The sequence below is a fragment of the uncultured Campylobacter sp. genome, assembly GCF_938039245.1.
Lineage (GTDB): Bacteria > Campylobacterota > Campylobacteria > Campylobacterales > Campylobacteraceae > Campylobacter_A.
On record NZ_CALHVN010000031.1, the window covers coordinates 38,676 to 63,137 of the forward strand.

The window sequence follows — 24,462 nt, forward strand, 5'->3', positions numbered from 1 at the left end:
AGACATTTTAAAGGGCGTTTAAAAGGACAAAATCGGCATATAAAATGAGAGTGAAAGAACATGGATTTCTGCCTCGCTCTCATTTTATATGCAAGATACTCTTATTTTAAATGCGCGCCGATATAAATCCAGAAGGGTTTCTGGCAATGCAGACAAAGGTTAAGCTCATAAATTTATGATTCAAACTCGGCGCATTTGTTTTAAATTATGATAGGGCGGCTTTAAATTTATCGTTAAATTTTAGCTCTTTTGGCGATGGTTTTTTTGAAAATTTGAAAGATAATCGCCGAAAGTAGATTCGTATTGGTCTAGCCTTTACCCGGCGAGTATAGGAGGCAATGCAAATTTACTTAAATTTTATTTAAACTCATGCTTTGCAAAATATCGGTTTAGATTTGGCGCCTTGTTTGCTCGCCAAATTTGCAAATTATGCTATCTCTAAAATCGCCGTGATATCTGCCATACCTTGCGCGTACATAGCTGACGTAACGAGCGCGTCCGCGCCTGTGCCGGCAAATTCTCTGACATTTTTTAGATTTATTCCGCCGCTTGCGACTATGGTCGCGTTTGGGGCGATTTTATCTCGTAGACCTACCGCTTGCTTTACGGCTTCCGGCGTAAATTTATCGCACTGCACGACGTCGGCGCCCGCCTTTAAAAGTGCTTCGCAATCATCTAAATTTTCGCATTCGATGGCTATTTTGCGCTCGGGAGCTTTTGCTTTAAAAGTTGGAATTTGAGCCAAAAACTCCTCGTACGAATCGTAAGCCTTGATGTGATTTTTAAAAAACAGCACGCTTTCGCTCAAATTTAGCCTATGTATGCCGCAGCCGCCCTCAAGCACGGCTTTTAGGCAAAATTTCTTAGCAAACGGGAAACTCTTGCGCGTGGCTAGAATTTCGCATTTTGGATTTACGCTTTTTGCCGCATCCTTCATCGCTCTTGCGTAGGTGGCGATTTTACAGGCGTACTCTAGGCAAATTTGCGCCAGTTTCCAGGCTTTATGCACATTATCGTAGCTGCCGCTTATTTTTACGATCGGCTCTTTTGCGGCTGCGACGGCTGAGTTTGGGACGCAAATTTGCGCCTGGCAGTCAAGCAACTGCGCGATGCGAGCGGCGACGTCTACGCAGCTAACCGTCACGTCCTCGCGAGGCAGTATGGTTAAAACGGCGCTTTTACGGATGCCTTGAAGCGAGGTCGTGAGGTCAAAGTAGGGCAGATCCTCGCCGATATAGGCTAAAATTTCGGCGTCGCTAAGCTTTATCATCGCTTGCTAGCCTCTTAGCTTCGGCGTTTTTCTTATTTGCGTTTACGATCATGTTTCTAAAAAAACCGTTATCGTAGAGGCCCGCGTGATAGAGCGAAAAACCTATAAACGCGACGCCTGAGGCTACGTGCCACTTTTTAAAGCCGCCTTTGTTACGTCCGAGCATCCCCAAAGCCGTAACGCAAACAGCCGCTAAAGTGACGCTCATGCCGACCTTGGCGACTTTTCTATGGGTTTGTAAATTTAAAAGTTCCCCGCCTATTTTCATTTTTTGCTCCAGCAAGAGGTATTTTTTATGCCGATACTCTCGGGGTCAAATTCCGGATTTAGACCCGCTTTTCTTTGCGATTCGTAGTCTTTTAGGGCTTTTATCATGACTTTTGAGAGCATAAAGATCGCAGCGATATTTATCGTAGCCATCGCAGCCATCGTAATGTCGGCGATATTCCACGCGATAGTTAGATTCATCTGCGCCCCGACGAATATCATCGCGACTGCTGTAACCTTAAATGCCGTGGCGATTTTGTGATTTTTGGTAAGGTATTTGATATTTGCCTGCGCGTAGTAGTAGTTGCCGATCAGCGACGTGATAGCAAAAAGCACCACCGCAAGCGTCGTAAAGTGCAGCCCTATCTCGCCGAAGTACTCGCGCATCGCGGCCTGCACTAAAGGAAGAGCGGTGAGCGGCTCGCCGCTAACGCCGGTTTGCTTTGTGATATAAGCCTGCGAGAAAAGCACTATCATACCAGAAGCCACGCAGATCGTCATATCTATAAAAACCGCCATCGCCTGCACGAGTCCTTGCTTAACCGGGTGGCTCGTGTGAGCAGCGGCCGCCGCGTTTGGCGCAGAACCCATGCCTGCTTCGTTTGAAAACAGTCCGCGCTTGATACCGTAGACTATCACGCTACCCGCAAATCCGCCAAATATCGCCTTAAAATCAAACGCGCTTTTTATAATCATATCAAAGACAGACGGGAGCTTGTCTAAATTTAAGCATATCGCGATAAATGCTAGCAAGATATAAGCAAGCGCCATAAAAGGTACGATATAGGAGCTAACCTTGCCGATGACGTGGCTCTTGCTAAAAAACATCACCGCCGCAAATGCGGTAAGTATAAGGCCGATACCCACGGGCAAGCCGCTATCGCTAAAGCTCGTAGCGCCCGCACTTTGGTCGTAGTAAATTTGAAAGGCGGAGGTCATAGTGTAGCTTTGTAGGCCGTTAAATCCGTATGCGTAGGTGATGACGAGGATAACGGCAAAAAGCGTAGCTAGCCATTTAATCCCTAGGCCGTTTTTGATGTAGTATGCCGGGCCGCCTTTAAATCCGAATACGTCTTTGGTCTTGTAAATTTGAGCTAGCGTACTCTCGGCAAATGCCGAAGCCGCACCCAAAAAAGCCATCAAACACATCCAAAATAGCGCGCCTGGACCGCCTGCGACAATAGCGGCGGAGATGCCTGCGATATTTCCGATACCCACGCGCGAAGCGGTGGAAATCATAAGCGCTTGAAAGGGCGTGAGGTGGTGCTTGTTGTATTTGTCTTTTTTCTCGACTAAAACCTTGCAGGCCTCAAAAAACATCCTAAACTGCACGAATCTCGTGATATAGCTAAAATAAATACCTGCAACAACAAGCACTATAACCAAAAAATAGCCGTATAAAAAGTCGTTGACTAGCGACATCTCGTCGTTCATAAATTTTAAAATTTTATCTATCAACCGTCATCCCTTTAAATTTATTTTGCGCCTATTTTGACGCCTTTCATCGAATTTGCCAGTAGTCCGATCGTCGTACCGTTGTGTAAAACGGCCGTGGCGATAGGGTTAAATAGCCCAAACGTCGCGCCCGCTAGGATTAGCGAGTTTATGCCGACGGTGGCGTTAAAATTCGTATTTATCAGCCTCATGGTTTTATTTGCGATGTCTTTTGCGGCGGCGACGGAGCTGATGTCGTCTTTTAGCAGGCTTATGTCGGCGGTAGCTTTTGCTATATCGGCGCCCTTTTGCATGCTGATGCCTACGTGAGCCTTGGTGAGGCTTGGCGCGTCGTTGATGCCGTCTCCGATAAAGGCTACTTTTTTACCCTCGGCTTTTAACTGCTCGATGATGCCTGCTTTATCGGTAGGCAGGCAGTTTGCATAGACTCTATCGATACCTAGTTCGCTTGCTACCTGATCGGCTTTAGACTGCACGTCGCCTGTTAGCATGATGAGCTCTTTTACGCCCAGTTGTCGCAGTCTTGCTAGCGTCTGCGCGGCGTTTTCTCGCATAGTGTCGCGCATAGCGATTATGCCTAAAAGCTCTTTGTCGTAGCCTACGTATAGTAGAGTAAGTCCGCTATTTACCTCGTTTTTTATGATCTCTTCGTGCTTGCTAAACGAAATTTGCTCGTCGTCCTCTAAAAAATGCCGCGAGCCGATCACGACCTCTTTGCCGCCTACGTAGGTTTTCACGCCGTGAGCAACGATAAACTCGACCTCGTCGTGATGAATGTGATGAAAACCTATCTCGCGCGCGGCCTTTACGATAGCCTCGGCTACGGGGTGGAAGTAGTGCTCTTCTGCGCTTGCGGTCAAATTTAGTAGCTGCGCTTCGCTAAATTCTTTTTTAAACGAGTGAACTTTCACGACGCTTAGGCTGCCGTGCGTTAGCGTACCCGTTTTATCAAAGACGAAAGTATCGGCGCTCGCTAGCGCTTCGATAGATTTAGCGCCCTTTATCAGCACGCCATTGCGGCCTGCTTTTGAGATGCTTGATTTAAAGGCGACGGGCGTAGCTAGCTTTAGCGCGCAGGAATAATCCGCCTGCAAGACGCTAGCAACGCGCGTCATATCGCGGCTAAGCAGATACGAAACGCCGGCTAGGCTTAGCGTAACTGGCACTAGCTTGTCGGCTAGCCTCGTGGCTTTTAGCCCGACGGAGGATTTTTCGTTTAGCGAGCTTTGGATGTATGATTTTATCCTCGCAGTCGCGCTCTCGGCAGCTATGCTCTCGGCCCAAATTTTTATGCGTCCGTCTTCTACGACCGTTCCGCTCATCACGCGGTCGCCGCGCTCTTTTTTGACCGGTTCTGCTTCGCCCGTCATCGAGACTTGATTTACGCTTGCGGTGCCTTCTACGATATAGCCGTCTATACCGATACTCTCGCCTGCGCCGACGACCACGATGTCGCCTACTTTGACGTCGGCGGTCGAGATCTTTTTGAGAGATTTTTCGCCGCTATTATTTATCTCGATCCAGACCTCTTCGATGTTTGGACGGGCTAGTTCTTTGATAAGATCGTCGCTGCGATGTACGGCGCTTTCTTCCATATATTCGCCGATCGTTAGCATGAGATTCGTGCTATTTGCGGCTAAAAAGTCGCGTCTAGCTAAGCTCACGCCGACAGCCGCGGCTTCAAGAGCCTTTGAGGTTACGCCCTCGTTTACGGCTTCGCTTGCGCCCTCTTTTAGCAAAGGAGCTGCGGCGACGAGGCTAACCGCGGCCTTTACGCCATTGCTGCTGATCAGCGGAGTGAGAGCTAAAGCGGCTGCGGCTTTGTAAATTTCAGCCTTGCTCGGCACTTCTTTACGCTTGCTTAAATTTTTAATCGGTAAATTCTCGATAAAATCTTTAATCTCGTCTAAATTTGACTCAAAGCCGACCACGATGCTCTTGGCTTTTTTATTTACTCTGACGCTTTTTACGTATTTAAATTCGGAAATTTGCGCCTCCAGATGGCTTTCGTCGCAGTTTTCGCCGATGCGTTCGCAGATAAACCTAGCGCGGTTTTTGGTTAGATGCGCGATGCGAACGTTATTTTTGGGAGTCAATTTCAGCCTTTACGTCTTCAAAGCGTTCTTTTAACTCCTCAAATCCGGCTTGAAGCAAATTTGACCCCTTTACGATAGCGGAAAATATCGCCTTTTGGGCATTTTCATTGGTTAGCAAGTAGGCTGCGACGCCGCCTATTAGCGCGCCTTTTATGAAGCCAGCGGCATTAAAATTTGCGGGGATAAAGTCTTTTAGCGCATTATTTATACTATTATCCAGCGCGCTTGGGGCACCGGTAGTCTTTACCGTCGTAGTAGTCGTAGTCGTGCTACCGTCTTCGTTTAGTTGATTTATAGTTTGCGTTTCGTTTATGTAAGGGTTTTTCATTTATCTTCCTCTAAAATTTTGATTATTTTTTCCGTAGCGATTACGCCGGCGATACCGACGGCAACGGTTGCCGCAGCCGCGAGATAGCGCGCCGAGACTAGTTTGTTTGATGCGCTGATAGCGCACGCCGTGACGATACCGCCTTGGATAGCTATTTTAGTCGTTTTAGCTACGGCCTGCGTCTTGCTGACCTTGCCTTTTTTATAGTTTAGTATTTCTACGCCGCCGGCTGCCATCGCGCCGATTAGCGCGCCGCTTATTAAGTGGTCTGCCGGAAGTCTAGTGGTTGAAGTTAGCGCCATATTTTACCTTTTTTAGTGATTTCTGCCCAAATTTGCTTCAAGCGCGTTTGCGATACTGTCTGCCATCGCTTTAGTTTCCTCGGTCACGTTGGCTTCTGGCTTTAGTTCTTGAGGTTTTACTTGTTCTTGTTCGGCTTTTGCTACCGGTTTTTTAGCTTTTGGACCCGGTTTCTTTCTGCCTTGTTTTATAGTAGATGTTTTTTCTGCCGCTACTTCCTCGCTAGTACGCCTTTTGCGATTTTTTATTTCGCTTTTGACCTCTTCGGACGCTTTAGCAAATTTTTCCTCTGCATACTCTTTTACTTCGCTAGCTTTTTTTTGCGCATAGTCTTTTGCGTTTTGGGCAAACTCTTTGCCCTTATCTAGTCCGGTTTCAAGAGCCGATTTGATCTTTTCTTTATTGCCGAAAGCCGCGACGGCTAAACCACCCAAAATCGCGCCTGCGATAAACGGTAATGCCATTTTTTATCCTTTGTGTTAAATTTTATTCTTTATCTTTGTTTTTGTCTAAATTTTTACTTAGCATCATGCTGGCTAGTCCGCCCAGCGCCAGTCCGCCGAAAAATGAAAAATTCGGGTTATTTAAAAGCGCGATGACGTCGTCTTTGCCGCCCTGCCCGGAGCTTATGCGCTCTAGCGTTTGGCTGATTTGATTAAAGCTGCTTGAATCAAAAGCGTTTAAGATATTTTCGCTTTGATTTTGAGCCGTTTGCGCCTGCTCCTCTTGGCTTGCGTTATCCGCAGCTTGAAACTGCGCGGCTAAAATTTGAGCTAGCTTTGCTTTTAGAGCCGGGATGTATTCGTTATTTGACGTCGCCCAGAGCCTAAAGCAGACGTCTTTAAAGTTTTCGTCGCCAAGGCCGTCGGTCAAATTTTCATAAAATGCGTTTAGCTCAAGCTCGTAGTTTAGGGCTTTTATAAAGCAAGCGTCAAGATCCTCGCACGCTAAAGCGTAAAAAACTTGCGGATCGGCCTGATCTGCATAAGGCTTTAAAAGCTCCAGTCCGCTTTGCCTAACGGCTAAAATTTGAGCGAAAATCTCATCTTTTTCTTTTACGCTATCGTAAAATTTTACCCCCTGCGACTCTAGTAAAAAAACCGCATTTGCGGCTTGTTTTAGCTCTTCGTTCATCTTGCGCCGCCGGTAGCTTTTTGCGCTAGGTTATTGATTAGAGCCGAGATCTCGTGTAAATTTTCGCCTTTTAGCAGATCGTCCCACATCTTTTTCGGGAAAATTTCGTGGTCGTACTCTATGGTAGCCGAGCCGATTAGTTTGTTAAATTTGACGTTTTTTATGCCGTCTATTTGCTTTATCGTCTGATCTATTTTTTCTAACGGCAAGCTGTCTGCTTCCTTTTTGATATCGCTGCTGACGCGAACCCTTAAGCGGCCTGCGACATGGTGGATCGGCGTGAAATACGAAGCTATGCGTAAGACTAGTTCTGATGGTATATGTGGCGCTGCACTCATGTTTCTCCTTTGTTTTTGCGTATTATCGTTTTGCTACGCTTAAATTTAACTAAAAGTTTTTTGCATATCGTTATCAAATCATTTTTGATAAAAAGGCGCAAAATAGGCTATTTGTTTTGGCATTTTGGGCAAAAACCGTATAAAATCATCGCATGACCTTCGAGTTTAAAGCCTGAGTTTTTACAAATTTGTTCTTGTTTTTCTTCTATGTATTTATCGAAAAAACTCTCCACCGCGCCGCACTTCGTGCAGACGAGATGATCGTGGTGCAACCTTAAGTTCAGCTCGAATTTATTCGTTCCGTCCTCTTCAAAAGCAAGAACTAAACCGAATTTTTGTAAAAAATTTAAAAACTGATATATCGCCGTTAGGCTCAAATTTCGTCTAAATTCGCTTTTGATCCTCGTTTTTATCTGGCTTGCGCTAAGATGCTCGTCGCTAGAAAATAAAATTTTTAAAATTTGCTCTTTAGCGGCGGAATTTTTATATCCGCAATCTCGTAAAAACTCTAAAAATTTCATATAAAAATTATCAAAATTGTGCATTTATAGCCGCTTTGCCTTATAAAAATAGGTTCTAATTATAGTAAAATAAGCTGATAATGCGATAAATTTAAGACTAATTCTCAAAAAATCAAGATTTTGGCTAAGCGATTATAAAGGTTATTTTGGCATAATTCCGCAAATTTTTTAAAAGGGCGACTATGACGTACGACGAGCTAGAGCTTGAGGCTGTTTTGCTGGAGGTTTTGGAAAATCGAGGCAATTTTGAATCGCTTGACGACGAGGAGCTTTTCGAGCTTATAGAAGAGGTTGCGAAATACACCGACGGCGATTATGAAGAAGCGTTTGAATATATGACTCAGTTTTCGCCGATCAACAAAAAAAGGTTCGTTTCTCTTTATACGGTTTAGCCAAACGGCTAAACCGAGTTTTTCTTATTTTTTATACTGAAAAAATTTATTCGCTATTTCTTGAAGCTTTTTTGTGTACCTAGACTCTTTAGGCGAGTTGTTATAAATATCTTCCATATCATACATTCTATCGTAATAATCAAACGTAGCTTGCTTATCGACGACTATCAAAGAGGTATTTATGCTAACTCCGACAAAAAGCCCTCTGCTTTTGCCTCTTTCCGTAGCCCAAGCCGAAATTTCGGGCAAATCAGTCATAACTCCCGCTTTTTCGCCTGCACCGAGTATCACTGCATCGGCGCTTAGATCGATTTGTCCTTTTCCGTTTAGTAGTCCTGCGTACGATCTTCTTGATTTGATTAAAATAATTAGGTCGGTTGATTTATATCCCGCCTGCAAACCGATGCCGCCGCCTTTAAAGCTAACGAATATCGGGCTACTCCATTCATTATCGTCGTTTCTACCGATAAAGATACCGTCGCCTGAATGCGTAGTAGCTATCAGGCCTCCGCTTACCATCTCAGGGATAATGATTATACCCTTAACTTCGCTCGTATCCTTTGTATTTAGCAGTTTTTGAGTGCCTAAGTCGTTTAGGATATCAAGCGACGTCCTAACCTTTTGATTTTGCGTAAAATCAGCATAAGCAAGCTGCGTAAATAGCAGTGCGCAAGTTGCAAGCTTTAAAAATCTTTTCATTTTTGTTTCCTTTTTTGTAAAATTTACCCGCTATTATAGTATTTTTTTATTAAATTTAAAAAATGTTCGTTAACCTTATGCAGAAAGGAGTTAAATGAAAAAAATTATTTTAGCCGTTTTGATTTGTTTAAATTTGAGCGCAAAAGGGCAGGGCGGCGCGCCTAGCCAAACTCAGACGATCGTAAACGGCGACGTCGAGATAGTGCAGGTGGAGGCTAAATTTGCCGGAAATTTAAGCATTGACGGCAAGAAAAAGCGCTGGCTTAGCGTGCCCGGGGATGAAAATTTAAAATTTGCCATCGTCGCCGCTAGCTACCGTCAAAAGGGCGAAATAAAGCTAATAAATGGGCTTAAAAGTGGCGATGAGACGATAATTTTTAAGATCGTAGAGGGCGAATACAAAAAAGAAAAAATAACTGTCGAGGGCAGCAAGGTGACGCCGCCAAAAGATGTACTAAAGCGCATCGAGGAGGAGCGCGAGGAGGCGAATAAAATCTACGCCACGGCCAACGTCGGGCTAAAATTTAACTCCAAATTTATCCTGCCGATGAGCTCGGCGGTTACGAGTCCGTTCGGCACTGCGCGCGTATTTAATGGCACTTTAAAAAGCTACCACGGCGGCACGGATTTTAGGGCCGCGGTCGGCACGTCGGTGATCGCGGCAAACGACGGCGTAGTCGCCATCGCAAAAGATCGCTACTACGCTGGTGGATCTGTGGTTATAGACCATGGCGAGGGTATTTACACGCAGTACTATCATCTAAGCGCGCTAAACGTCAAAGTCGGACAAAGCGTCAAAAAAGGCGATATCATCGCACTTAGCGGCGCTAGCGGGCGAGTGAGCGGGCCACACCTACACTTTGGCGTGATCGCGGGCGGCGTGCAGGTAAATCCGCTAAATTTCGTCAAAAAAATCAACGAAATTTTAAATTAACATTTTTTTCACGACTTTTCTTTAAACTTCGCTCATCTTTTTAAAGGAGAGAAAATGAAAAAAGTAGTTTTGATTAGTATGCTGGTTGCGGGCGGACTTTTTGCCGCGTCGCTTGAAAATAGCACGAACGACGAGCTTTATAAAATGGTCGCAAACGCCGACGCAAAGACGCTTAGCGAGGTGGCTTTTGAGATAGATAAGCGCGCGGGCAAGCTAAAATTTGAAGCCAAAGAGGCCAAACGCGGGCTAAAAGCCGAGATGGTAAAGAAAATGGATGCTATGAGCGTCGCCGATAGGCAAAATTTCATGCAGGATTTTCGCAAAAGCTACAATGACAAGGTTGGCGCGCTAAGCGTGGCGGAAGCAAAAAGGCTTGATATCGAGCTAAAAGATCACGATGACGACGATAATTTTCACAAGAAATTTAAGCGCGATTTTAAGGGTGGATTTAAGCATGGCGGTAAAGGTATGATGGCGCAGGACTGTGCAAATGCTGGAGATTGTAATCAAACCGGCGGCTACAAAGGCCTAAAACAGCCGATGAAATAATAAAATTCGAGCTTCCTTTTTGGAGGCTCGAACTTATAAATTTATGAAATTTTACCTTCAAATTTAGATGAAATTTGATAAATTTACACAGGATCTGTTTGTGGCTAAATTTGAGCGCAAGCTGGCAAATTTAAAGTAAATTTGAGACGTTGGGCGAAAAATTTAGCACAAAGCTACGCCGATAGATGAAACAAAAATCAAGCGGATAAAACGCCGTAAAACGACAAAAACAAACGAAAACGGAGCAAAAATGAGTAAAATTTTGATCGTCGAGGACGAAAATATGCTGCTTGAGATGATGCGCGCGTATCTGGAGGCCCAGGGTTACGAGACCGCGGGCGCAAAAAGCTACGACGATGCGTTAAATTTGGCTTATGAAAGCAACTTTGATCTTTGGATATTCGACGTCAAGATCATCGGCGGCAGCGGCTTTGCGCTACTTCGGGAGCTGCGAAACGCGGGCAAAAACACGCCTTGCATATTCACAACCTCGCTAAATACGCTTGATGACGTGCAAAGCGGTTTTACTAGCGGCTGCGACGACTATATCAAAAAGCCGTTTGAGCTAAAAGAGCTTCATCTGCGCGTGCAAAATTTGCTAAAACGTACCTTCGTGCACAATAAAAACGAGCTGATAAATCTGGGCGAAAATTTGGGCTTTGATATGAATCAGGGCTTGCTATTTCGTGACGGCAAGGCTGTCTCGATGCCTAAAAAGCAGTCCAGGCTGCTCGCGCTTTTGTTAAAAAATCAGGATAAATTTTTAAGCAGAGACGAGATCTATTCTCAAATTTGGGACTACGACGAGAGTCCTAGCGAGCTTAGCCTGCGCGTTTATATCGCGGAGCTGCGTAAAATTTTAGGCAAAGAGCGTATCGTGAGCGCCTCAAAGCTAGGTTATAAATATGTTTAAGCTTTTCGCGGTTGCTTGGCGGTTTGGGTTTTGGGCCGAAAATGGCGCTAATTTTGCAACTACCGCGCGGCAAAGAGTAGGCTGTCGGTCTAAAATTTTATCCAAATTTACGCGAATCTTTTGCAGTTTTAAGCTTCAAATTTTACGTCCGCGAGGCACCATTAAATTTAATCCAAAAGGCGGCAAATGTCCTTGCTAAAACCTCTTAAAAAAGCCTTTGCAGCACTTTTGGACCGTCAAATTTTACCTATATTTTTGCTTTATTTCATCACGAGTGCCGCATTTTTGGTCTTTTTCGCGCAGATGTTTTACGAGCGCGAGAAGCATTTCATACTCGATCGCGACGTATTTATCGTGCGAGATTTGCAGCATCACCTGCAAAATAAACTACAAAAAAACGGCGAGATAGACGACGATGATTTCGACGACGTCGAGGCTTTTGCCGTAAATTTAAAAACGGGCGAGGAGATCGAGGATGATTTTGAGCCGCGCGAGGGCATGCCGCAAAGATACAAGGATGGGGCGAACTCGGTAGTGCAGTTTTACCTCAAAAATCGCCTCGGCGAGGAGGAGTACTACGTCGCGGTCAAGGTCGCAGATCCCGAGTTTGCGATTCTCACGCTAAAACTAAAGATAATATTTTTCTCGTTTATGATACTGCTTGCTATTTTAGTCATAGCTTATTTTATCATCCGTCTTTCGCTGCGTCCGCTTTACCGCCGTATCGACTTTTTAAACGGCTTTATCAGGGACACGACGCACGAGATAAACACGCCTCTTAGCGTTATTTTGATGAGTATCGAGATGTTTGAAACCAATCCTAAAAAATACCTAAATAACATAAAAACCGCCTCTAAAACGATTTCGACGCTTTACGAGGACCTCACGCTGGTAAAACTTAGCGGCAAAGAGGACGTAGCGGCGACGAGCTTTAGCCTGAGCGAGTTGGTGCGCGAGAGGATCGGGTATTTTGGACTAAATTTGGAGCAAAAAAATATAAATTTAAGCACGCAAATCGCCGAGGTGCAGCTACGCTCATCCTATAAAAAAACGCGAAAAATCATCGACAATCTACTAAGTAACGCCATAAAATACTGCGACGAAAACGGCTCGGTAAGCGTAAATTTAACTCCCTTAGCGCTCGCGATTTCAAACAGCGGCGCAGGTATCGCGAAAGAAAATTTGCCGCGGATTTTTGATCTTTACACGCGGTTTGACGAGCGAAACGGCGGCTTTGGCATCGGGCTTCATATCGTTAAAACTTTTTGTAAAGAGCTAGGGTTTAAAATCTCGTGTAAAAGCGGCGAGGAGCTAACGGAGTTTCGCGTCGGTTTTGGCGGCAGCGCGCAAATTTAGTCCCGTTCAACGGCGGTGCGGTTGCCATCAAATTCGGCTAAACTTGATATACGAGCGGGAGTGCAAAGCAAATTGAACGGTAAAATCGCGAGTATCTTATCTTAGTCAAAATGCTCTCGCGGACGTCTGGGTATAAATTTACCCATTTGCCAAATTTCTGCCGTCCTGCTCTTTGCGTAAGATGCGCTTAGTTTTGCTCTCTTGCGTTAAATTTCGCTTAAATTTTAACGGCTTTGGATTTTGACACGAGACGGGCTTGATTTTGCGGAAGTTGACGTTATATTTATCGCTGCCGTCGCAGCGTAGACGCGCCCAAATTTCCGATGCGCCGTAGCTATGAGGACAGCTGTTTTGCCGTATTCGTCAAATCGCTCCGTCCGTGCGTGCTGGCACTTTTGCCGCTCGTTTGCGCCCGCCACCGTAGTTTTGTTTAAATTTAACTGCTTTTTTATTTTAAAAATGTAAAATCTCGTTTAAAACTTAAGGCACTAAATGACAGCACTTCTGGTAGCCGAATATATCGGCATCGCCTCGGCCGCCACGAGCGGATTTATCTTTGCGGTTAAGCGCGACTGCGACTGGCTGGGCATCTTTATCGCCGCGCTTCTGACTGCGCTTGGAGGCGGATTTATGCGTGACGCCATCGTCTCGCGCCCGCCGTATTCGTTTACGCACTACGCTCCGTGCATTATCGTGATGGCGATGCTCTTTTTATCGGCGTTTTTGCGCATTCACAAGCGAAGCGATATCGAGAAAAAATTTCTCTTCGTCACCACCGACGCCGTAGATCTGGTGAGCTTTTCTATCGTTGGAGCGATCGTGGCGCTGCAGTTTGGCTACAACGTCTTTGGCGTCGTGCTGCTCGCGCTTTGCAACGGCGTGGGCGGAGGCATGATGCGCGACGTGCTGTTTAACGAAGTGCCGTGGTGCCTAAAAACCGGGCTTTACGCGACGGTTAGTATCGTAGTGGGGCTGCTTTATTTTGCGATGGATTACGCCGGACTTACTAGCGTTTTTTGGGTGATGGGGCTTTTGGCGTTTGGTATCGCGTTTAGGCTTGCGGCGTATTACCTTGGCTGGCATTTGCCTAGACTCCAAAAGTAAAATTTACTTTATTTTGTATTAAGGCTAAAATCGATTTTGGTTTTGCGGCGTAAATCGCGCTGAAATTTTAAAATTTGATTTCTAAATGCTTTTTGTTTAAATTTATGTTATGGTTTTACGGAATTTAGCCGGTTGCAACGGCTTTGCCAAAGGATGCCAAATTTAGGCTAAATTTTGCGAACCTTTGCATTATTATGAACCAAAAGCTTGCAAGAGTGATGATTTTTGAAATATGCATTCAATATACTTTAATGAATAAAAAAATATAATCCAAATTCATTTTAGTACCGCAAAAAGGCTTTTTACGGTTGTTTTTAATCTATCTTGGGGAAAGAGTATGAATCTAATTTTAAAAAATATCATTTTTATTAAATTTATTTTTTTACATTTTTTTAAACAGAAAGATTTTCTAAAATATTTCATTTTTATTTATATGGTTTATTTCCTGGGATATTTTGCCTTGATGATAAATAACATAAACTACTCTGATGATTACTACAGGTCGGTGACAGGGCAGTTTGATTTTTTCCTTTTTAGTAGGTATATGTCCGAGTATTTATCGAAATTTATATATCTTAGCGAGCACAGAAATGTTCTAGCTTCGCCTCTAACGCACCTTTTATCTATAGGGCTTTTATCTATCGGCTCCATGGTTTTGGTTAAGGTTATTTTAAAAAAATACTCCAAACTAGGCTTAATCGCCAGCGTTATTTTAGGTCTAAGCCCCTATTTTTTAGAAAATATGAGCTATAAATTCGACAGTATCTTTATGACGATAGCCCTAGTTGCTCCGATATTTTCTTTTTTGTTTTTGAGGCGTAAACTCGCTTTTATCTTTGTTTCCATACTTTGCATGCAACTTACGCTTACGACCTATCAGGCTGGAAATTCCGCTTTTTTGATGCTATCTTTGTTTGCGGTTTTGGATGGGATTTTAGCCGGACGCAAGCCCTCTCAGACGCTTAAACTAATCGGAGTTTTGATTTTTTCTTATGTTTGCGCATTTTTGATTTATAGATTTTTCGTTATGCAAACGGTAGATAACTACACGTCAAACGAAATTTTCTCTTTAGGCCAAGCGTATGAGGGCATAAAAGGAAATTTAGAACGCGTTTACGAATATTACAGATTTACGTTTAGAAAAACCGTGTTTGTTTCTATATTTATCGCCGGCGTTTTTATGTTCTTCTTGGCGGCCGTTAAAACCGCGAAGATAAACAAAATACTAGCGGCAATTTTTACGATTTGTTTTATCGTCTTAGGTTTGCTTTTATCTTACGGCGCATATTTGATTTTAGTTAAACAGTTGTTTTTTTCTAGGATGTTTATGGGTGCTGGCGTATTTTTAGCGATAATTTTTATTTTTTCTCTAAAATTAGAGGTTAAATTTTTATCCTTTTTACCCAAATTCGTCGCTTGTATTTTGACCTATTCGCTAATAGTCCAGTCCTATGCGTACGCAAACGCGATGAAAGAGCAAGCTCAATACGCAAGATATAGAGTAGAGCTAGCGCTGCAGGACTTTAACAAAATCATTCCGGCCGGCGAGAAATTTGGATTTAACTCTATTTTTGGAGCCGATCTGAGATCGCCCGCAGCCGTAACGGCGGCAAAAACCTTTCCTATAATCGCACAGTCTGATATATTTAATATAAACTGGCTGTACTGGGCTTACGATTTGCACAAGTGGCACGAGGTTTGGGCTCCCGGGCTTTGCATGCAGGAGGGAAAAAAAGAAGTAAAGCGCATACAAACGCCTTTGCATACTCTAATAAGATACGACAACAACTGCGTTTCGATTATCTTTACGCCGCTATAAGGATAGGCTAATTTTGTTTAAACGTCCAAAATTTATGGATCAAAAACGTTATAATCGGCATAACAAAAATAATCAAGACGGTCTTTACGTAGCCGTTTTGATCCGTAAAATCGCTCAAAAACATAGCTATCAGTAGGGCAATAAACTGAATAAAGAAAAATTTAATGGCTTTTTTAAAATTTAGACCGCTTTTAAAAACTATTTTTGATTGAGCCAGATACGAAAAAACGTAAGCGACTAAAAAAGCGGCGATATTTGCGATTACGACGGAGCCTTTAGTAAAATACATATAAGTCCAGGCTACGCATATATGAATGAGCGTGGATAAAGCGCCCACTAGGCCGTATTTTACGACCTGCACTTAGTATTCGCCTTCTATTATGTAGCTTGGACGGCGCTTGGACTCGGAGTAGATTCTGCCTATGTATTCGCCTAAAATCCCTATCCCGATGAGCTGGATACCGCCCAAAAATAGCATAATAACCGCAAGCGATGCGTATCCTGGCAAATCTATGCCAAATATTAGGGTTTTTAAGATAATGAAGCTACCGTATAAAAACGATAAAAAAGAAACCAATGCGCCGATATAAAGCCAAATTCTAAGAGGCAGAGTGCTAAAGCTAGTTATCCCGTCAAGCGCGAAATTCCAAAGCTTCCAACCGTTAAAGCTGCTTTGTCCGGCCTCGCGTTTTTCTCTGACGTATTCGATGACGGTCGTTTTAAAGCCGACCCACGCAAAAAGCCCCTTCATAAATCGTTGATTTTCGGGTAGTTGCTTTAGCGCTTCTACGACTCTTTTGCTCATCAGCCTAAAGTCTCCGACGTTGTTTGGTATATCCACGTTTGAAATTTTGCCGTTTAGTTTATAAAAAAGATCTGCGCTTACCCTTTTGGCAAAGCTATCCGACGTTCTATCCGCGCGTTTGGCTAGCACGACGTCGTATCCTTCTCGCCATTTTGCTACGAGCTCTTTTATGAGTTCGGGCGGGTCTTGCAAATCTACGTCTATAGGTATCGCGGCCTCGCCTCTAGCTTTATCCAGACCCGCCGTTAGCGCGGCTTCTTTGCCGAAATTTCTTGAGAAATTTATAATCCTTATGTTTTTAAAATTTTGTTTCGCGTTTAGCAAGACGTTTAGCGTGTTGTCCTTACTGCCGTCGTTTATAAATACTATTTCGTACGGTTCGTTTATTTGAGCCAAAATTTCTTCTATACGTCGTAAAAACGGCTCTATCGTCTCTTCTTCGTTATAGCAGGGGGCTATTATGGAGATTGTCGGGTTATTCATTTTCTTTTCTTTGTAGTATAGCGGCGGCGATCGCGAATCCGCCGTCGTGGCTAATCGTTATTTCGGCGCCTTTTACGTTAAAATTTTTAATGATTTTTTCTGAAAATTTTACTTTAGGCGCATTTTTGTGGTCTTTGTAAATTTGAGCGTCAAAGAACGAAAACTCGGCCGAGATCCCGCAACCAAGAGCCTTGCTGATAGCTTCTTTGGCTGCGAAAAATCCCGCTACCGTAGCGTCCGTTTTTGCGATACTTATCTCTTCGTCGCTTAAAAAATATCTCAAAAAATCTTCGCCTCGCCGCTCTTTAAGCCTTGAGATTCGCGAGATCGCTACGATATCTATACCGATCATTGCACCACAAAGTCGGTAAAATAGATATTTTTTATATGACCGTCGGCTAAAACCTCGTTTAGGCGGTCTACTATCTCGTCTTTTAGGCGGTTTTTACCTTTTTGAGTGCTGACTTCTTCGTATGTTTTAGACGATAGCGTCGATACGATGATGTCTCTGATTAGCGGCTTTTTCTTGTCGATTTCAGGCGTTAGCGTCTCGGCGCTAAGCTCTAGATCGACCTTTGTTTTTAGGTATCTCGAGCCGCTTTCGCTAAGTAAATTTACGATAAACTGATCTAGCGGATAAACGGGCCCCATATTTATATAGTCGTTTGAGCGCTTGCCTGCGGTATTTTTAGGCGCCGAAGCTTGAACCTGCTCGGTTTGCGCCTGTACCGCTTGCGCTTGCGCGGCATCTTCGCTATTTCCCATTAGTAAAAACGCTAGTAACCCGCCGACTACCAAAAGAAGCAACAAAATAACGATGATGATGACGAGAACCAGCCCGTTTCCTTTTTTGCTTTGATTTTCCAAAATGTCTTCAGCCATTCATTCTCCTTAGAATTTTAGCTATAATTATATCTTAAATTTTTAAAAAATGAGAAGGCAATGGTACATAAAACAAATGCCGCGAGGTTTCTAGACGGAAAACATATCCCCTACGAGTTAGTCGAATACGAAGTGGACGAAAGCGATCTAAGCGCCGTTCACGTGGCCGCCGTTTGCGGCGAGCAAATAGAAAAAATCTACAAAACCATCGTCTGCGAATGCGAGCCAAAAGGCTACGTCGTAGCGTGCATACAGGGCGATTTGAGCTTAAATTTAAAAGCTCTTGCAAGACTAAGTGGGCATAAAAAATGCGAACTTTTAAATTTAAGAGAGCTTGAAAAAGTGACGGGATACATCCGTGGCGGCTGCTCGCCCATAGCGATGAAAAAGGCGTTTGAGACGTTTTTTGACGAGAGGATTTTAAAACAAGACTACGTCTACGTAAGCGCCGGCGTGCGCGGAAAACAGATAAAAATCGCGCCCCAAAGCTTGATAGAAGCCATCAACGCAAAGCTCGGCGACGTCGCCGTTTAGTAAAATTTAACCCAAAAATGCTAAAATACGAGCGTCTTAAAACAAAATAAATTTAAAAAGGTAAAATTTTGATAGAAGAAATTTTTAGAGAATACGACATACGCGGGATTTTCGGACAAGATTTAAACGAAACTAGCGTCAAGGCGATCGGGTTAAATTTGGGCCGAGAAATGCTACGCAGGGGCGCAAAAAACGTTAGCGTAGGGTATGATGCTAGGCTAAGCGCGGGCGAGATATTCGGTTGGCTGGTTAGCGGGCTAAATTTGGCCGGGATCAAGGTTTATGGTATCGGCTTGCTACCGACGCCGGTCGGGTATTTTAGCGTGTTTACGGATAAATTTGACGCAAACATAATGATAACCGGCTCTCATAATCCAAAAGAGTACAATGGCTTTAAAATCACGATTTTTAAGGATAGTTACTTCGGCGAGGATTTGCAAAAGTTAAAAATCGCCGTACTAGACGACATCGCTGCAAAAACGCAAATCCCGAACGATCTAAGAGCCGAGAAATTCGACATTGCGACGCCTTATAAAAATTTTCTTATAGAGCAGTTTGCGCATTTAAAAGCCTTACCGCTTAAAATCGTCATCGACTGCGCGAACGGCGCGGTTGGTGCGGTTTTGCCAGAAATTTGCGAGGTGTTAAATTTGGACGCTAAAATTTTATACCACGAACCCGACGGTAACTTCCCAAATCATCACCCAGATCCTAGCGAGGAGAAAAATTTAAGCGACCTAAAGGCCGCGCTCAAGGGTGAATTTGATATAGGATTTGGTTTTGACGGCGACGGCGACCGCATCGCGGTTCTAACCAAAAAACGCAACATAAAAGGCGACGAACTAGCATATCTATATAGTCTTGCGATGAAAAATCCCAGGGTGCTCGGCGAGGTCAAATGCTCGCAAAATATGTACGACGAGATCGACGCGCACGGCGGCAAGAGCTTCATGGGCAAGACCGGTCACAGCAACATCAAAAAGGCGATGAAGGAGCTAAATATCGATATGGCGGCCGAGGTGAGCGGGCATATTTTCTTTAAGGAGCGATATTTTGGCTTTGACGACGCGACGTACGCGATGTTTCGCGCGCTAGAGCTCGTGGCAAAAGGCTTTAACCTAGACGGCGAGCTTGATAAACTGCCAAAGGTCTTTAGCACCGACGAGATAAAAATAAAAACGACCGATGCGCAAAAATTTAAGCTGGTTGCAAAGCTAAAAGAGGTTTTGGTAGAAATTTACGAGAAGGGCGACGCGCAAAATTTGCTAGCAGGCTTAGGTAAGATAGCCGAGATCATCGACATAGACGGCGTTAGAGTGAGATTTGAGGACGGCAGCTGGGCGCTAGTGCGAGCATCAAATACGACGCCGGTTATCGTTACGAGATTTGAGACCAAGGATCAAAATTTGCTTGTAAAATTACAAGAAACATTTTTAAATTTGGTCGAAAATTTAAAGCAAAAGGCGTAAAAATGACAAACGTTATACTTTGCGGAGGTTCCGGTACGAGACTTTGGCCGCTATCTCGTACCCTGATGCCAAAGCAATTTATCAGGCTTTTTAACGGCAAATCACTCTTTGACCTTACGCTTAGACGCAACATGCACGCGCAAAAAACGATCATCGTTTGCAACGAGGCGCACTATTTTTTGGCGCTTGATGAGTGCGGAAGTAAAAAAATAGATAAATTTATCCTCGAGCCTTTCGGTAAAAACACTGCCGCGGCGATTACTTTTGCCGCGCTTTGCTGCGATGAGGACGAGATTTTGCTCGTTACTCCGAGCGACCATCTAATCGAGAACGAAGCGGAGTATAAAAAAGCGCTTTTGATCGCGCAAAGCTACGCAAGTCAGGGCTTTTTAGCGACGTTTGGCATAAAGCCTTGCGAGCCAAATACCGGCTACGGCTACATCAAGGCCGATAAAAACGGCGACGTGGAGCGGTTTATCGAAAAGCCCAATCTTGAAACCGCGACCAAATTTATAAAAGAGGGCGGATATTATTTTAATAGCGGTATGTTTTGCTTTAAGGCGGGCGTGTTTTTAAGCGAGATGAAAAAATACGCGCCAAGTATCGTAAAAGACGTTACGGCAGCGATAGAGGGCTCGGCAAACGAACCGAATTTGCTAAAAATAAGTCCGAATTTTATGGATAAGATCGAGGACATCAGCATCGACTATGCGCTAATGCAAAAAAGCCTAAATATCAAAATGGTGCCACTCGATGCGGGCTGGAGCGATATGGGTAGCTTTGACGAGCTGAGTAAAAAGATAAAAAATATCGGCGAATCGCTTCAAATCGACTCAAGCGAAAATTTCATCCTAACTAAAAAACCGACCGCACTTGTAGATGTACAAAATTTGCTCGTAGTCGATACCAAAGACGCGCTTTTGATCGCTAAAAAAGGCAGTTCGCAAAAGGTAAAAGAGGTTTATAAGCACTTTTCAAATTCATTTCCTGAAATTTGCGAAGCGCACACGAGCGTGTATCGTCCGTGGGGCAGCTACGAGGTGCTAGGCGAGGGTAGCGGCTACAAGATGAAAAAGATAGTGGTTAAACCCGGCAAAAGACTGAGTTTGCAAAAGCATTTTAAAAGAAACGAACACTGGGTCGTCGTCGAGGGCGAGGCGCTGGTGACGATAGATGATAGCCAGACGCCGCTAAGGCAAAACGAGTCCATCTATATAAAAAAAGAGCAGATCCACCGCCTAGAAAATACCGCAAACACCGATCTCATCATCATCGAAGTACAAACGGGCGAGTATCTGGGCGAGGATGATATCGTACGCATCAGCGACGACTACGATAGAATGTAAATTGCGCGGATTTTAAACCGACTAGATACGTAGACGCTTTTGCCTCGCGTAAATTTGCCGATATTTGGAACGATTTTGGCATTTTATCTTTATTTGTCGTTTTAAATTTGACGGCTGGCAAAGGATTTGGAAAAATATTTGTCGACACGGATTTTATGTAAAATTACTGTTTTTAAAGTAAATTTTAGGGGCTATCCGCCGATTTTTTGCGTCGGCGGGCGAGCCTTTATCTGCGGCTGCTAATAAAATTTCGCTCCAATTTGCGCTATACGGCAAACGCGACGCATCTGCGCGCTTAACCGCTTTGGGCGGCCTACGCTGGTGTCAATATTTTAGATTGAGCTCGTTTAGAAGCTTTGTATTAGGGCAGGCTAAATCGCCGTTTGCTAGATTTTACGTAAAATTTGCCTTAGAACCGAGGCACATAAAAATAAACTTTAATAGCCTATTGGACACATTTAAATAAGGCGCCATTGCCTTAAATTTAGGCCCGAGCATAAATGTCCGTAAAATTTAAAAGACTTAAAATAACCGCCTAAAATGTGATTTTTATTTGGCTCCGGCAACTGCAAATCGGCGTCTAAGATGCGCCGCTGCTCAAGTAGCTTTTTGGCGTATTCACGGCTTGCGACATATTAAGCCAAATAGCCCTAAATTTAGGCTAGGTAAAAAGCGCGTCTGTAAAAGCAAACAAAACCCGCAAACTCTTGAATCTGCGACAACTTAAAATTTGGTCTAATTTTGGAAATTTAAACTCGTTTTTTAAATCTTATTTTGTTTATTTTTCGTTCGATTAGATAGAAATTAATCAGTCCAAACGCAACCGAACCGCTCGTCACGAAGGCTAAATTTACGCCTCCCAGCCAAAACTCGCTTAGCCAAATAAAAAGAAAATGACTGATAAAAATCGCGTATGAAAGCGAGCCTGCGATATCGTTAAATTTAAGCTTAAATTTAAATCTCTCATGCGCTAGTACGACAGCAGCTCCGACTAGATAGCCGGTCGCCGTCTCTACGCCAAAGGCGCTAAATTCGTGCGAGTAAAAAAGATAGCCTGCCAGCGCAGCTACCGCCGCGTAAAAAACGGCGAGCTTGCCAAACTCTTTTTGATAGATCAAAAATCCCGTGTAAAACATAAAAAATACGCCGCAAACAAGCCTATATCCGTAGATATCGGCATTTATAAAGCCCAAATTTGCCGCTGCATAAACGCCTAGCGAACCGGTAGCTAGCGCGCAGCCCAGCCGTCTAAATTTGATCGCTAGCACGAGCAGGGCGTAGGCCTGAAGCTCGGCCCCTAGCGACCAAGCCGGCGGTATGATGAAATTTAGTCCCACGGGCGCGTCTATGACGGAAACATCAAGCCAAAAAAAGTAATTTAGAGGCGTGATAAGCGCATTTAGGAGCAAATTTTTTGCGCTAAAATTCGGCTGTAGATACGACGTCGCGCAAAAAAATAGCACCGTCAGCGCAAACGCAAAGAAAAACGCGGGATAAACGCGCAGAAATCTATCTTTTATAAAGTAGCTTATTTGCGCGTTTTGCGGCGCGATTTTGATAAAAACCTTTGATGTGACGAGTCCTGCTAGGATATAAAAAATCACGACTGCAAAGACGCCGATATTTTTGCCAGCTAGCCCGACGCCTACGTGCGAGAGCAGTACGAAATACGCTAAAATAAGCCTAATATAACCAAACATTTTGTTCCTAATTTTTGCTTTTTACGGCATTTTTCTGCTGCGCCTAGCCGGATTTTGCGGCGCGATTTTTCTCAAATTTCGCCGCTTTCGTTTTTTTGGCTACGGCCATTGCAAACTGCTAAAAATGACGCTTTTGCCGAGCTTTATTGCGCAAAGGCGATCGTCGTCTTTTTAGCCGGCTAGTTACGTAAAATTTACCGCCCGTATCCGCATTTTTGCCGAGTATGCATAAAATTTAAACGCCGAGCCTGCGCTTTTGCGTTTATTTGGGTTTTGATTTTACCGTAAATTTAAGCGTTTTGGGCTTTTGTATCTGATTTAAATTTTGAAGCAAATTTAAAGTTGCGGCAAATTTAAAAATCTCCACCGTCGCCGAATTTAACGCCAACGCCTAAAATTTTACAAACGAGGTCTAAGATTTCTAAATTTACCTCGCTCGCGTATTCGTCGATAACCTTAAAAACTTCTTGCCTCACGTCTAAAACGCCGTCCGCATGAGCCTTTGCGTAGGTCTCCTCGGCGATTTTAGCTAGCGTAAAAGTATCGATATCTCTTTGTCTCATCGCCGTTTTTAGCGTTTTTGAGAGCTTCCATTTTAGATTTTCCATATTTTTCCTTTTGCGTTTTTGCGGCGCGGGTTTTTGCAGCCAAAATTTACATCCACTCCAAAACCTGCGTGATGTCGCCTGCGACGAAGCATTTTAGCCCCTGCGCGTCAAGCGGCTTAGAGGGCACGATCGCGTTTTTAAATTTCTGCGTTTTGGCCTCTTTTAGGCGCTGATCGAGGTTAAATATCTCGCGAATCTCGCCGTTTAGGCTAAGCTCGCCCATAAATACGCTCTCTTTGCTGATCGGACGGTTTTTAAAGCTGGAAATGATCGCCGCGACTACGGCTAGATCGGCCGCCGTTTCGCCGATCTTGACGCCGCCGCTCACGTTGATGAAAACATCGTAGTGGCCCAGCGGGATCTCTAGCTTGCGCTCAAGCAGCGCCAGTAGCATATCTAGGCGGTTTTTGTCAAAGCCCGTGGAGCTGCGCTTAGGATACGCGCTCTCGCACACGAGCGCCTGTATCTCGACGCTAAGCGCGCGCGAGCCCTCCATCGTGATAGTGATCGCCGAGCCGCTAGTAGCCTTGCCTCGCGTGAAAAATTTGCCCGCGACATCGTTGGCACTGATTAGCCCGTTTTCGCTCATCTCGAAAATCCCTACCTCGCTAGTCGAGCCGAATCGGTTTTTAAAACCTCGCAGCATACGCAGCTCGCGGCTAGAGTCTCCCTCAAAATACAGCACCACGTCCACCATGTGCTCCAAGATACGCGGCCCTGCGATCGAGCCGTCTTTGGTGATATGGCCGATGATAAAGACGCAGATATTTTCGTTTTTGGCTAGTCGCATGAGCTCGAAGGTGATCTCGCGCACCTGCGACACCGAGCCCGGCGCGGAGGCGATTTTTTCGCTGTATAGCGTCTGAATCGAGTCGATGACGAGGATTTTATACTCGTTTTTGCGCACTTCGGCGAGGATGTTTTCGAGTAAAATTTCTGTGAGTAAAAACAGCCCGTCTTTAACCGCGTCAAGGCGCTGGGCTCGCATTTTGATCTGGCTCGCGCTCTCTTCGCCGCTGACGTACAGCGTTTTTTTGCCCTGGGCTGCGAAATTTGATGCGATTTTTAGCAGCAAGGTACTTTTGCCGATGCCGGGGCTTCCGCCGATTAGCACCAGCGAGCCCTCTACGACGCCTCCGCTAAGGACTAGGTCTAGTTCG

28 protein-coding genes are annotated in these 24,462 nt (G+C 44.4%); 10 read left to right on the forward strand and 18 right to left on the reverse strand.

Features of this window, described 5'->3' with window-relative positions; genetic code table 11:
* Window positions 1–427 precede the first annotated feature (427 nt).
* The 10 genes from modD to Q0218_RS05535 form a co-directional block, all read right to left on the reverse strand.
* On the reverse strand, window positions 428–1,270 hold the full coding sequence (gene modD, locus Q0218_RS05490; protein WP_297967231.1) for a ModD protein: 843 nt from the start codon (window positions 1,268–1,270) through the stop codon (window positions 428–430).
* Entirely contained in the window at window positions 1,257–1,538 is a 282-nt protein-coding gene (locus tag Q0218_RS05495) for a helicase (RefSeq protein WP_297967234.1), read from the reverse strand. The genes modD and Q0218_RS05495 overlap by 14 nt, the downstream gene beginning before the upstream one ends.
* Entirely contained in the window at window positions 1,535–2,971 is a 1,437-nt protein-coding gene (locus Q0218_RS05500) for an alanine/glycine:cation symporter family protein (protein ID WP_297967297.1), read from the reverse strand. Before Q0218_RS05500 ends, Q0218_RS05495 begins: the two co-directional genes overlap by 4 nt.
* A 41-nt stretch (window positions 2,972–3,012) precedes the next feature.
* Window positions 3,013–5,088 carry a heavy metal translocating P-type ATPase gene (locus Q0218_RS05505; RefSeq protein WP_297967237.1) on the reverse strand — a complete coding sequence of 692 codons (2,076 nt, stop codon included), beginning with the start codon at window positions 5,086–5,088 and terminating at the stop codon, window positions 3,013–3,015.
* Complete coding sequence (locus Q0218_RS05510; protein WP_297967240.1) at window positions 5,072–5,416, reverse strand: YtxH domain-containing protein; 345 nt, start codon at window positions 5,414–5,416, stop codon at window positions 5,072–5,074. Before Q0218_RS05510 ends, Q0218_RS05505 begins: the two co-directional genes overlap by 17 nt.
* Window positions 5,413–5,718 carry a Cys/Met metabolism pyridoxal-phosphate-dependent enzyme gene (locus Q0218_RS05515; protein WP_297967243.1) on the reverse strand — a complete coding sequence of 102 codons (306 nt, stop codon included), beginning with the start codon at window positions 5,716–5,718 and terminating at the stop codon, window positions 5,413–5,415. Before Q0218_RS05515 ends, Q0218_RS05510 begins: the two co-directional genes overlap by 4 nt.
* A 12-nt stretch (window positions 5,719–5,730) precedes the next feature.
* Complete coding sequence (locus tag Q0218_RS05520; RefSeq protein WP_297967246.1) at window positions 5,731–6,180, reverse strand: hypothetical protein; 450 nt, start codon at window positions 6,178–6,180, stop codon at window positions 5,731–5,733.
* A gap of 22 nt (window positions 6,181–6,202) precedes the next feature.
* Window positions 6,203–6,850 carry an aminotransferase gene (locus Q0218_RS05525; RefSeq protein WP_297967249.1) on the reverse strand — a complete coding sequence of 216 codons (648 nt, stop codon included), beginning with the start codon at window positions 6,848–6,850 and terminating at the stop codon, window positions 6,203–6,205.
* Window positions 6,847–7,188 carry an HMA2 domain-containing protein gene (locus Q0218_RS05530; protein WP_297940988.1) on the reverse strand — a complete coding sequence of 114 codons (342 nt, stop codon included), beginning with the start codon at window positions 7,186–7,188 and terminating at the stop codon, window positions 6,847–6,849. Before Q0218_RS05530 ends, Q0218_RS05525 begins: the two co-directional genes overlap by 4 nt.
* Before the next feature lie 107 nt (window positions 7,189–7,295).
* Window positions 7,296–7,733 carry a transcriptional repressor gene (locus Q0218_RS05535; protein ID WP_297967251.1) on the reverse strand — a complete coding sequence of 146 codons (438 nt, stop codon included), beginning with the start codon at window positions 7,731–7,733 and terminating at the stop codon, window positions 7,296–7,298.
* Window positions 7,734–7,891: 158 nt separating this feature from the next.
* On the opposite strand from Q0218_RS05535, the gene Q0218_RS05540 reads away from it, so the two are divergent.
* Window positions 7,892–8,101, forward strand: coding sequence for a hypothetical protein (locus Q0218_RS05540; RefSeq protein WP_002945385.1), 210 nt, complete (start codon window positions 7,892–7,894; stop codon window positions 8,099–8,101).
* 24 nt (window positions 8,102–8,125) lie between these two features.
* Here Q0218_RS05540 and Q0218_RS05545 read toward each other — a convergent pair whose 3' ends face one another.
* Window positions 8,126–8,800, reverse strand: a complete 675-nt coding sequence (locus Q0218_RS05545) for a lipid-binding SYLF domain-containing protein (RefSeq protein ID WP_297967254.1) — start codon at window positions 8,798–8,800, stop codon at window positions 8,126–8,128.
* Between the two features lie 94 nt (window positions 8,801–8,894).
* On the opposite strand from Q0218_RS05545, the gene Q0218_RS05550 reads away from it, so the two are divergent.
* From Q0218_RS05550 to Q0218_RS05575, 6 genes are all read left to right on the forward strand, one after another.
* Window positions 8,895–9,734, forward strand: a complete 840-nt coding sequence (locus Q0218_RS05550) for a M23 family metallopeptidase (protein ID WP_297967256.1) — start codon at window positions 8,895–8,897, stop codon at window positions 9,732–9,734.
* A 54-nt stretch (window positions 9,735–9,788) separates the two neighbouring features.
* Window positions 9,789–10,283, forward strand: coding sequence for a DUF1104 domain-containing protein (locus tag Q0218_RS05555; RefSeq protein ID WP_297967259.1), 495 nt, complete (start codon window positions 9,789–9,791; stop codon window positions 10,281–10,283).
* A 250-nt stretch (window positions 10,284–10,533) separates the two neighbouring features.
* Complete coding sequence (locus Q0218_RS05560) at window positions 10,534–11,196, forward strand: response regulator transcription factor (protein WP_297967261.1); 663 nt, start codon at window positions 10,534–10,536, stop codon at window positions 11,194–11,196.
* A gap of 186 nt (window positions 11,197–11,382) precedes the next feature.
* Window positions 11,383–12,552 carry a HAMP domain-containing sensor histidine kinase gene (locus tag Q0218_RS05565; protein WP_297967264.1) on the forward strand — a complete coding sequence of 390 codons (1,170 nt, stop codon included), beginning with the start codon at window positions 11,383–11,385 and terminating at the stop codon, window positions 12,550–12,552.
* A 492-nt stretch (window positions 12,553–13,044) separates the two neighbouring features.
* Window positions 13,045–13,656 carry a TRIC cation channel family protein gene (locus tag Q0218_RS05570; RefSeq protein ID WP_297967267.1) on the forward strand — a complete coding sequence of 204 codons (612 nt, stop codon included), beginning with the start codon at window positions 13,045–13,047 and terminating at the stop codon, window positions 13,654–13,656.
* Window positions 13,657–14,119: 463 nt separating this feature from the next.
* On the forward strand, window positions 14,120–15,475 hold the full coding sequence (locus tag Q0218_RS05575) for a glucosyltransferase domain-containing protein (RefSeq protein WP_297967269.1): 1,356 nt from the start codon (window positions 14,120–14,122) through the stop codon (window positions 15,473–15,475).
* A 7-nt stretch (window positions 15,476–15,482) separates the two neighbouring features.
* Here Q0218_RS05575 and Q0218_RS05580 read toward each other — a convergent pair whose 3' ends face one another.
* The 4 genes from Q0218_RS05580 to fliL are packed head-to-tail and all read right to left on the reverse strand — an operon-like array spanning window position 15,483 to window position 17,645.
* A complete protein-coding gene (locus Q0218_RS05580; RefSeq protein WP_297967272.1) occupies window positions 15,483–15,836 on the reverse strand; it encodes a GtrA family protein in 354 nt (117 codons plus the stop codon).
* Window positions 15,837–16,763, reverse strand: coding sequence for a glycosyltransferase family 2 protein (locus tag Q0218_RS05585; RefSeq protein WP_297967275.1), 927 nt, complete (start codon window positions 16,761–16,763; stop codon window positions 15,837–15,839).
* Complete coding sequence (gene acpS / locus Q0218_RS05590; RefSeq protein ID WP_297967277.1) at window positions 16,756–17,115, reverse strand: holo-ACP synthase; 360 nt, start codon at window positions 17,113–17,115, stop codon at window positions 16,756–16,758. The genes Q0218_RS05585 and acpS overlap by 8 nt, the downstream gene beginning before the upstream one ends.
* Window positions 17,112–17,645, reverse strand: a complete 534-nt coding sequence (fliL, locus tag Q0218_RS05595; RefSeq protein WP_297967279.1) for a flagellar basal body-associated protein FliL — start codon at window positions 17,643–17,645, stop codon at window positions 17,112–17,114. Before fliL ends, acpS begins: the two co-directional genes overlap by 4 nt.
* Window positions 17,646–17,705: 60 nt before the next feature.
* Between fliL and ybaK the strand changes: the two genes are divergently transcribed.
* The 3 genes from ybaK (at window position 17,706) to Q0218_RS05610 (ending at window position 20,994) form a co-directional block, all read left to right on the forward strand.
* On the forward strand, window positions 17,706–18,179 hold the full coding sequence (gene ybaK, locus Q0218_RS05600; RefSeq protein ID WP_297967281.1) for a Cys-tRNA(Pro) deacylase: 474 nt from the start codon (window positions 17,706–17,708) through the stop codon (window positions 18,177–18,179).
* A 68-nt stretch (window positions 18,180–18,247) separates the two neighbouring features.
* A complete protein-coding gene (locus Q0218_RS05605; RefSeq protein WP_297967283.1) occupies window positions 18,248–19,648 on the forward strand; it encodes a phosphomannomutase/phosphoglucomutase in 1,401 nt (466 codons plus the stop codon).
* Window positions 19,649–19,650: 2 nt separating this feature from the next.
* Window positions 19,651–20,994 carry a mannose-1-phosphate guanylyltransferase/mannose-6-phosphate isomerase gene (locus tag Q0218_RS05610; protein ID WP_297967285.1) on the forward strand — a complete coding sequence of 448 codons (1,344 nt, stop codon included), beginning with the start codon at window positions 19,651–19,653 and terminating at the stop codon, window positions 20,992–20,994.
* A 749-nt stretch (window positions 20,995–21,743) separates the two neighbouring features.
* On the opposite strand, the gene Q0218_RS05615 is transcribed toward Q0218_RS05610, so the two are convergent.
* The 3 genes from Q0218_RS05615 to radA form a co-directional block, all read right to left on the reverse strand.
* Complete coding sequence (locus Q0218_RS05615) at window positions 21,744–22,694, reverse strand: acyltransferase (protein ID WP_297967287.1); 951 nt, start codon at window positions 22,692–22,694, stop codon at window positions 21,744–21,746.
* Between the two features lie 353 nt (window positions 22,695–23,047).
* Window positions 23,048–23,302 (reverse strand): hypothetical protein, encoded by a 255-nt coding sequence (locus Q0218_RS05620; RefSeq protein WP_297967289.1) that lies wholly within the window; start codon window positions 23,300–23,302, stop codon window positions 23,048–23,050.
* A 46-nt stretch (window positions 23,303–23,348) separates the two neighbouring features.
* Window positions 23,349–24,462 (reverse strand): DNA repair protein RadA (gene radA / locus Q0218_RS05625; protein ID WP_297967292.1); only part of this gene is annotated, 1,114 nt, incomplete at its 5' end.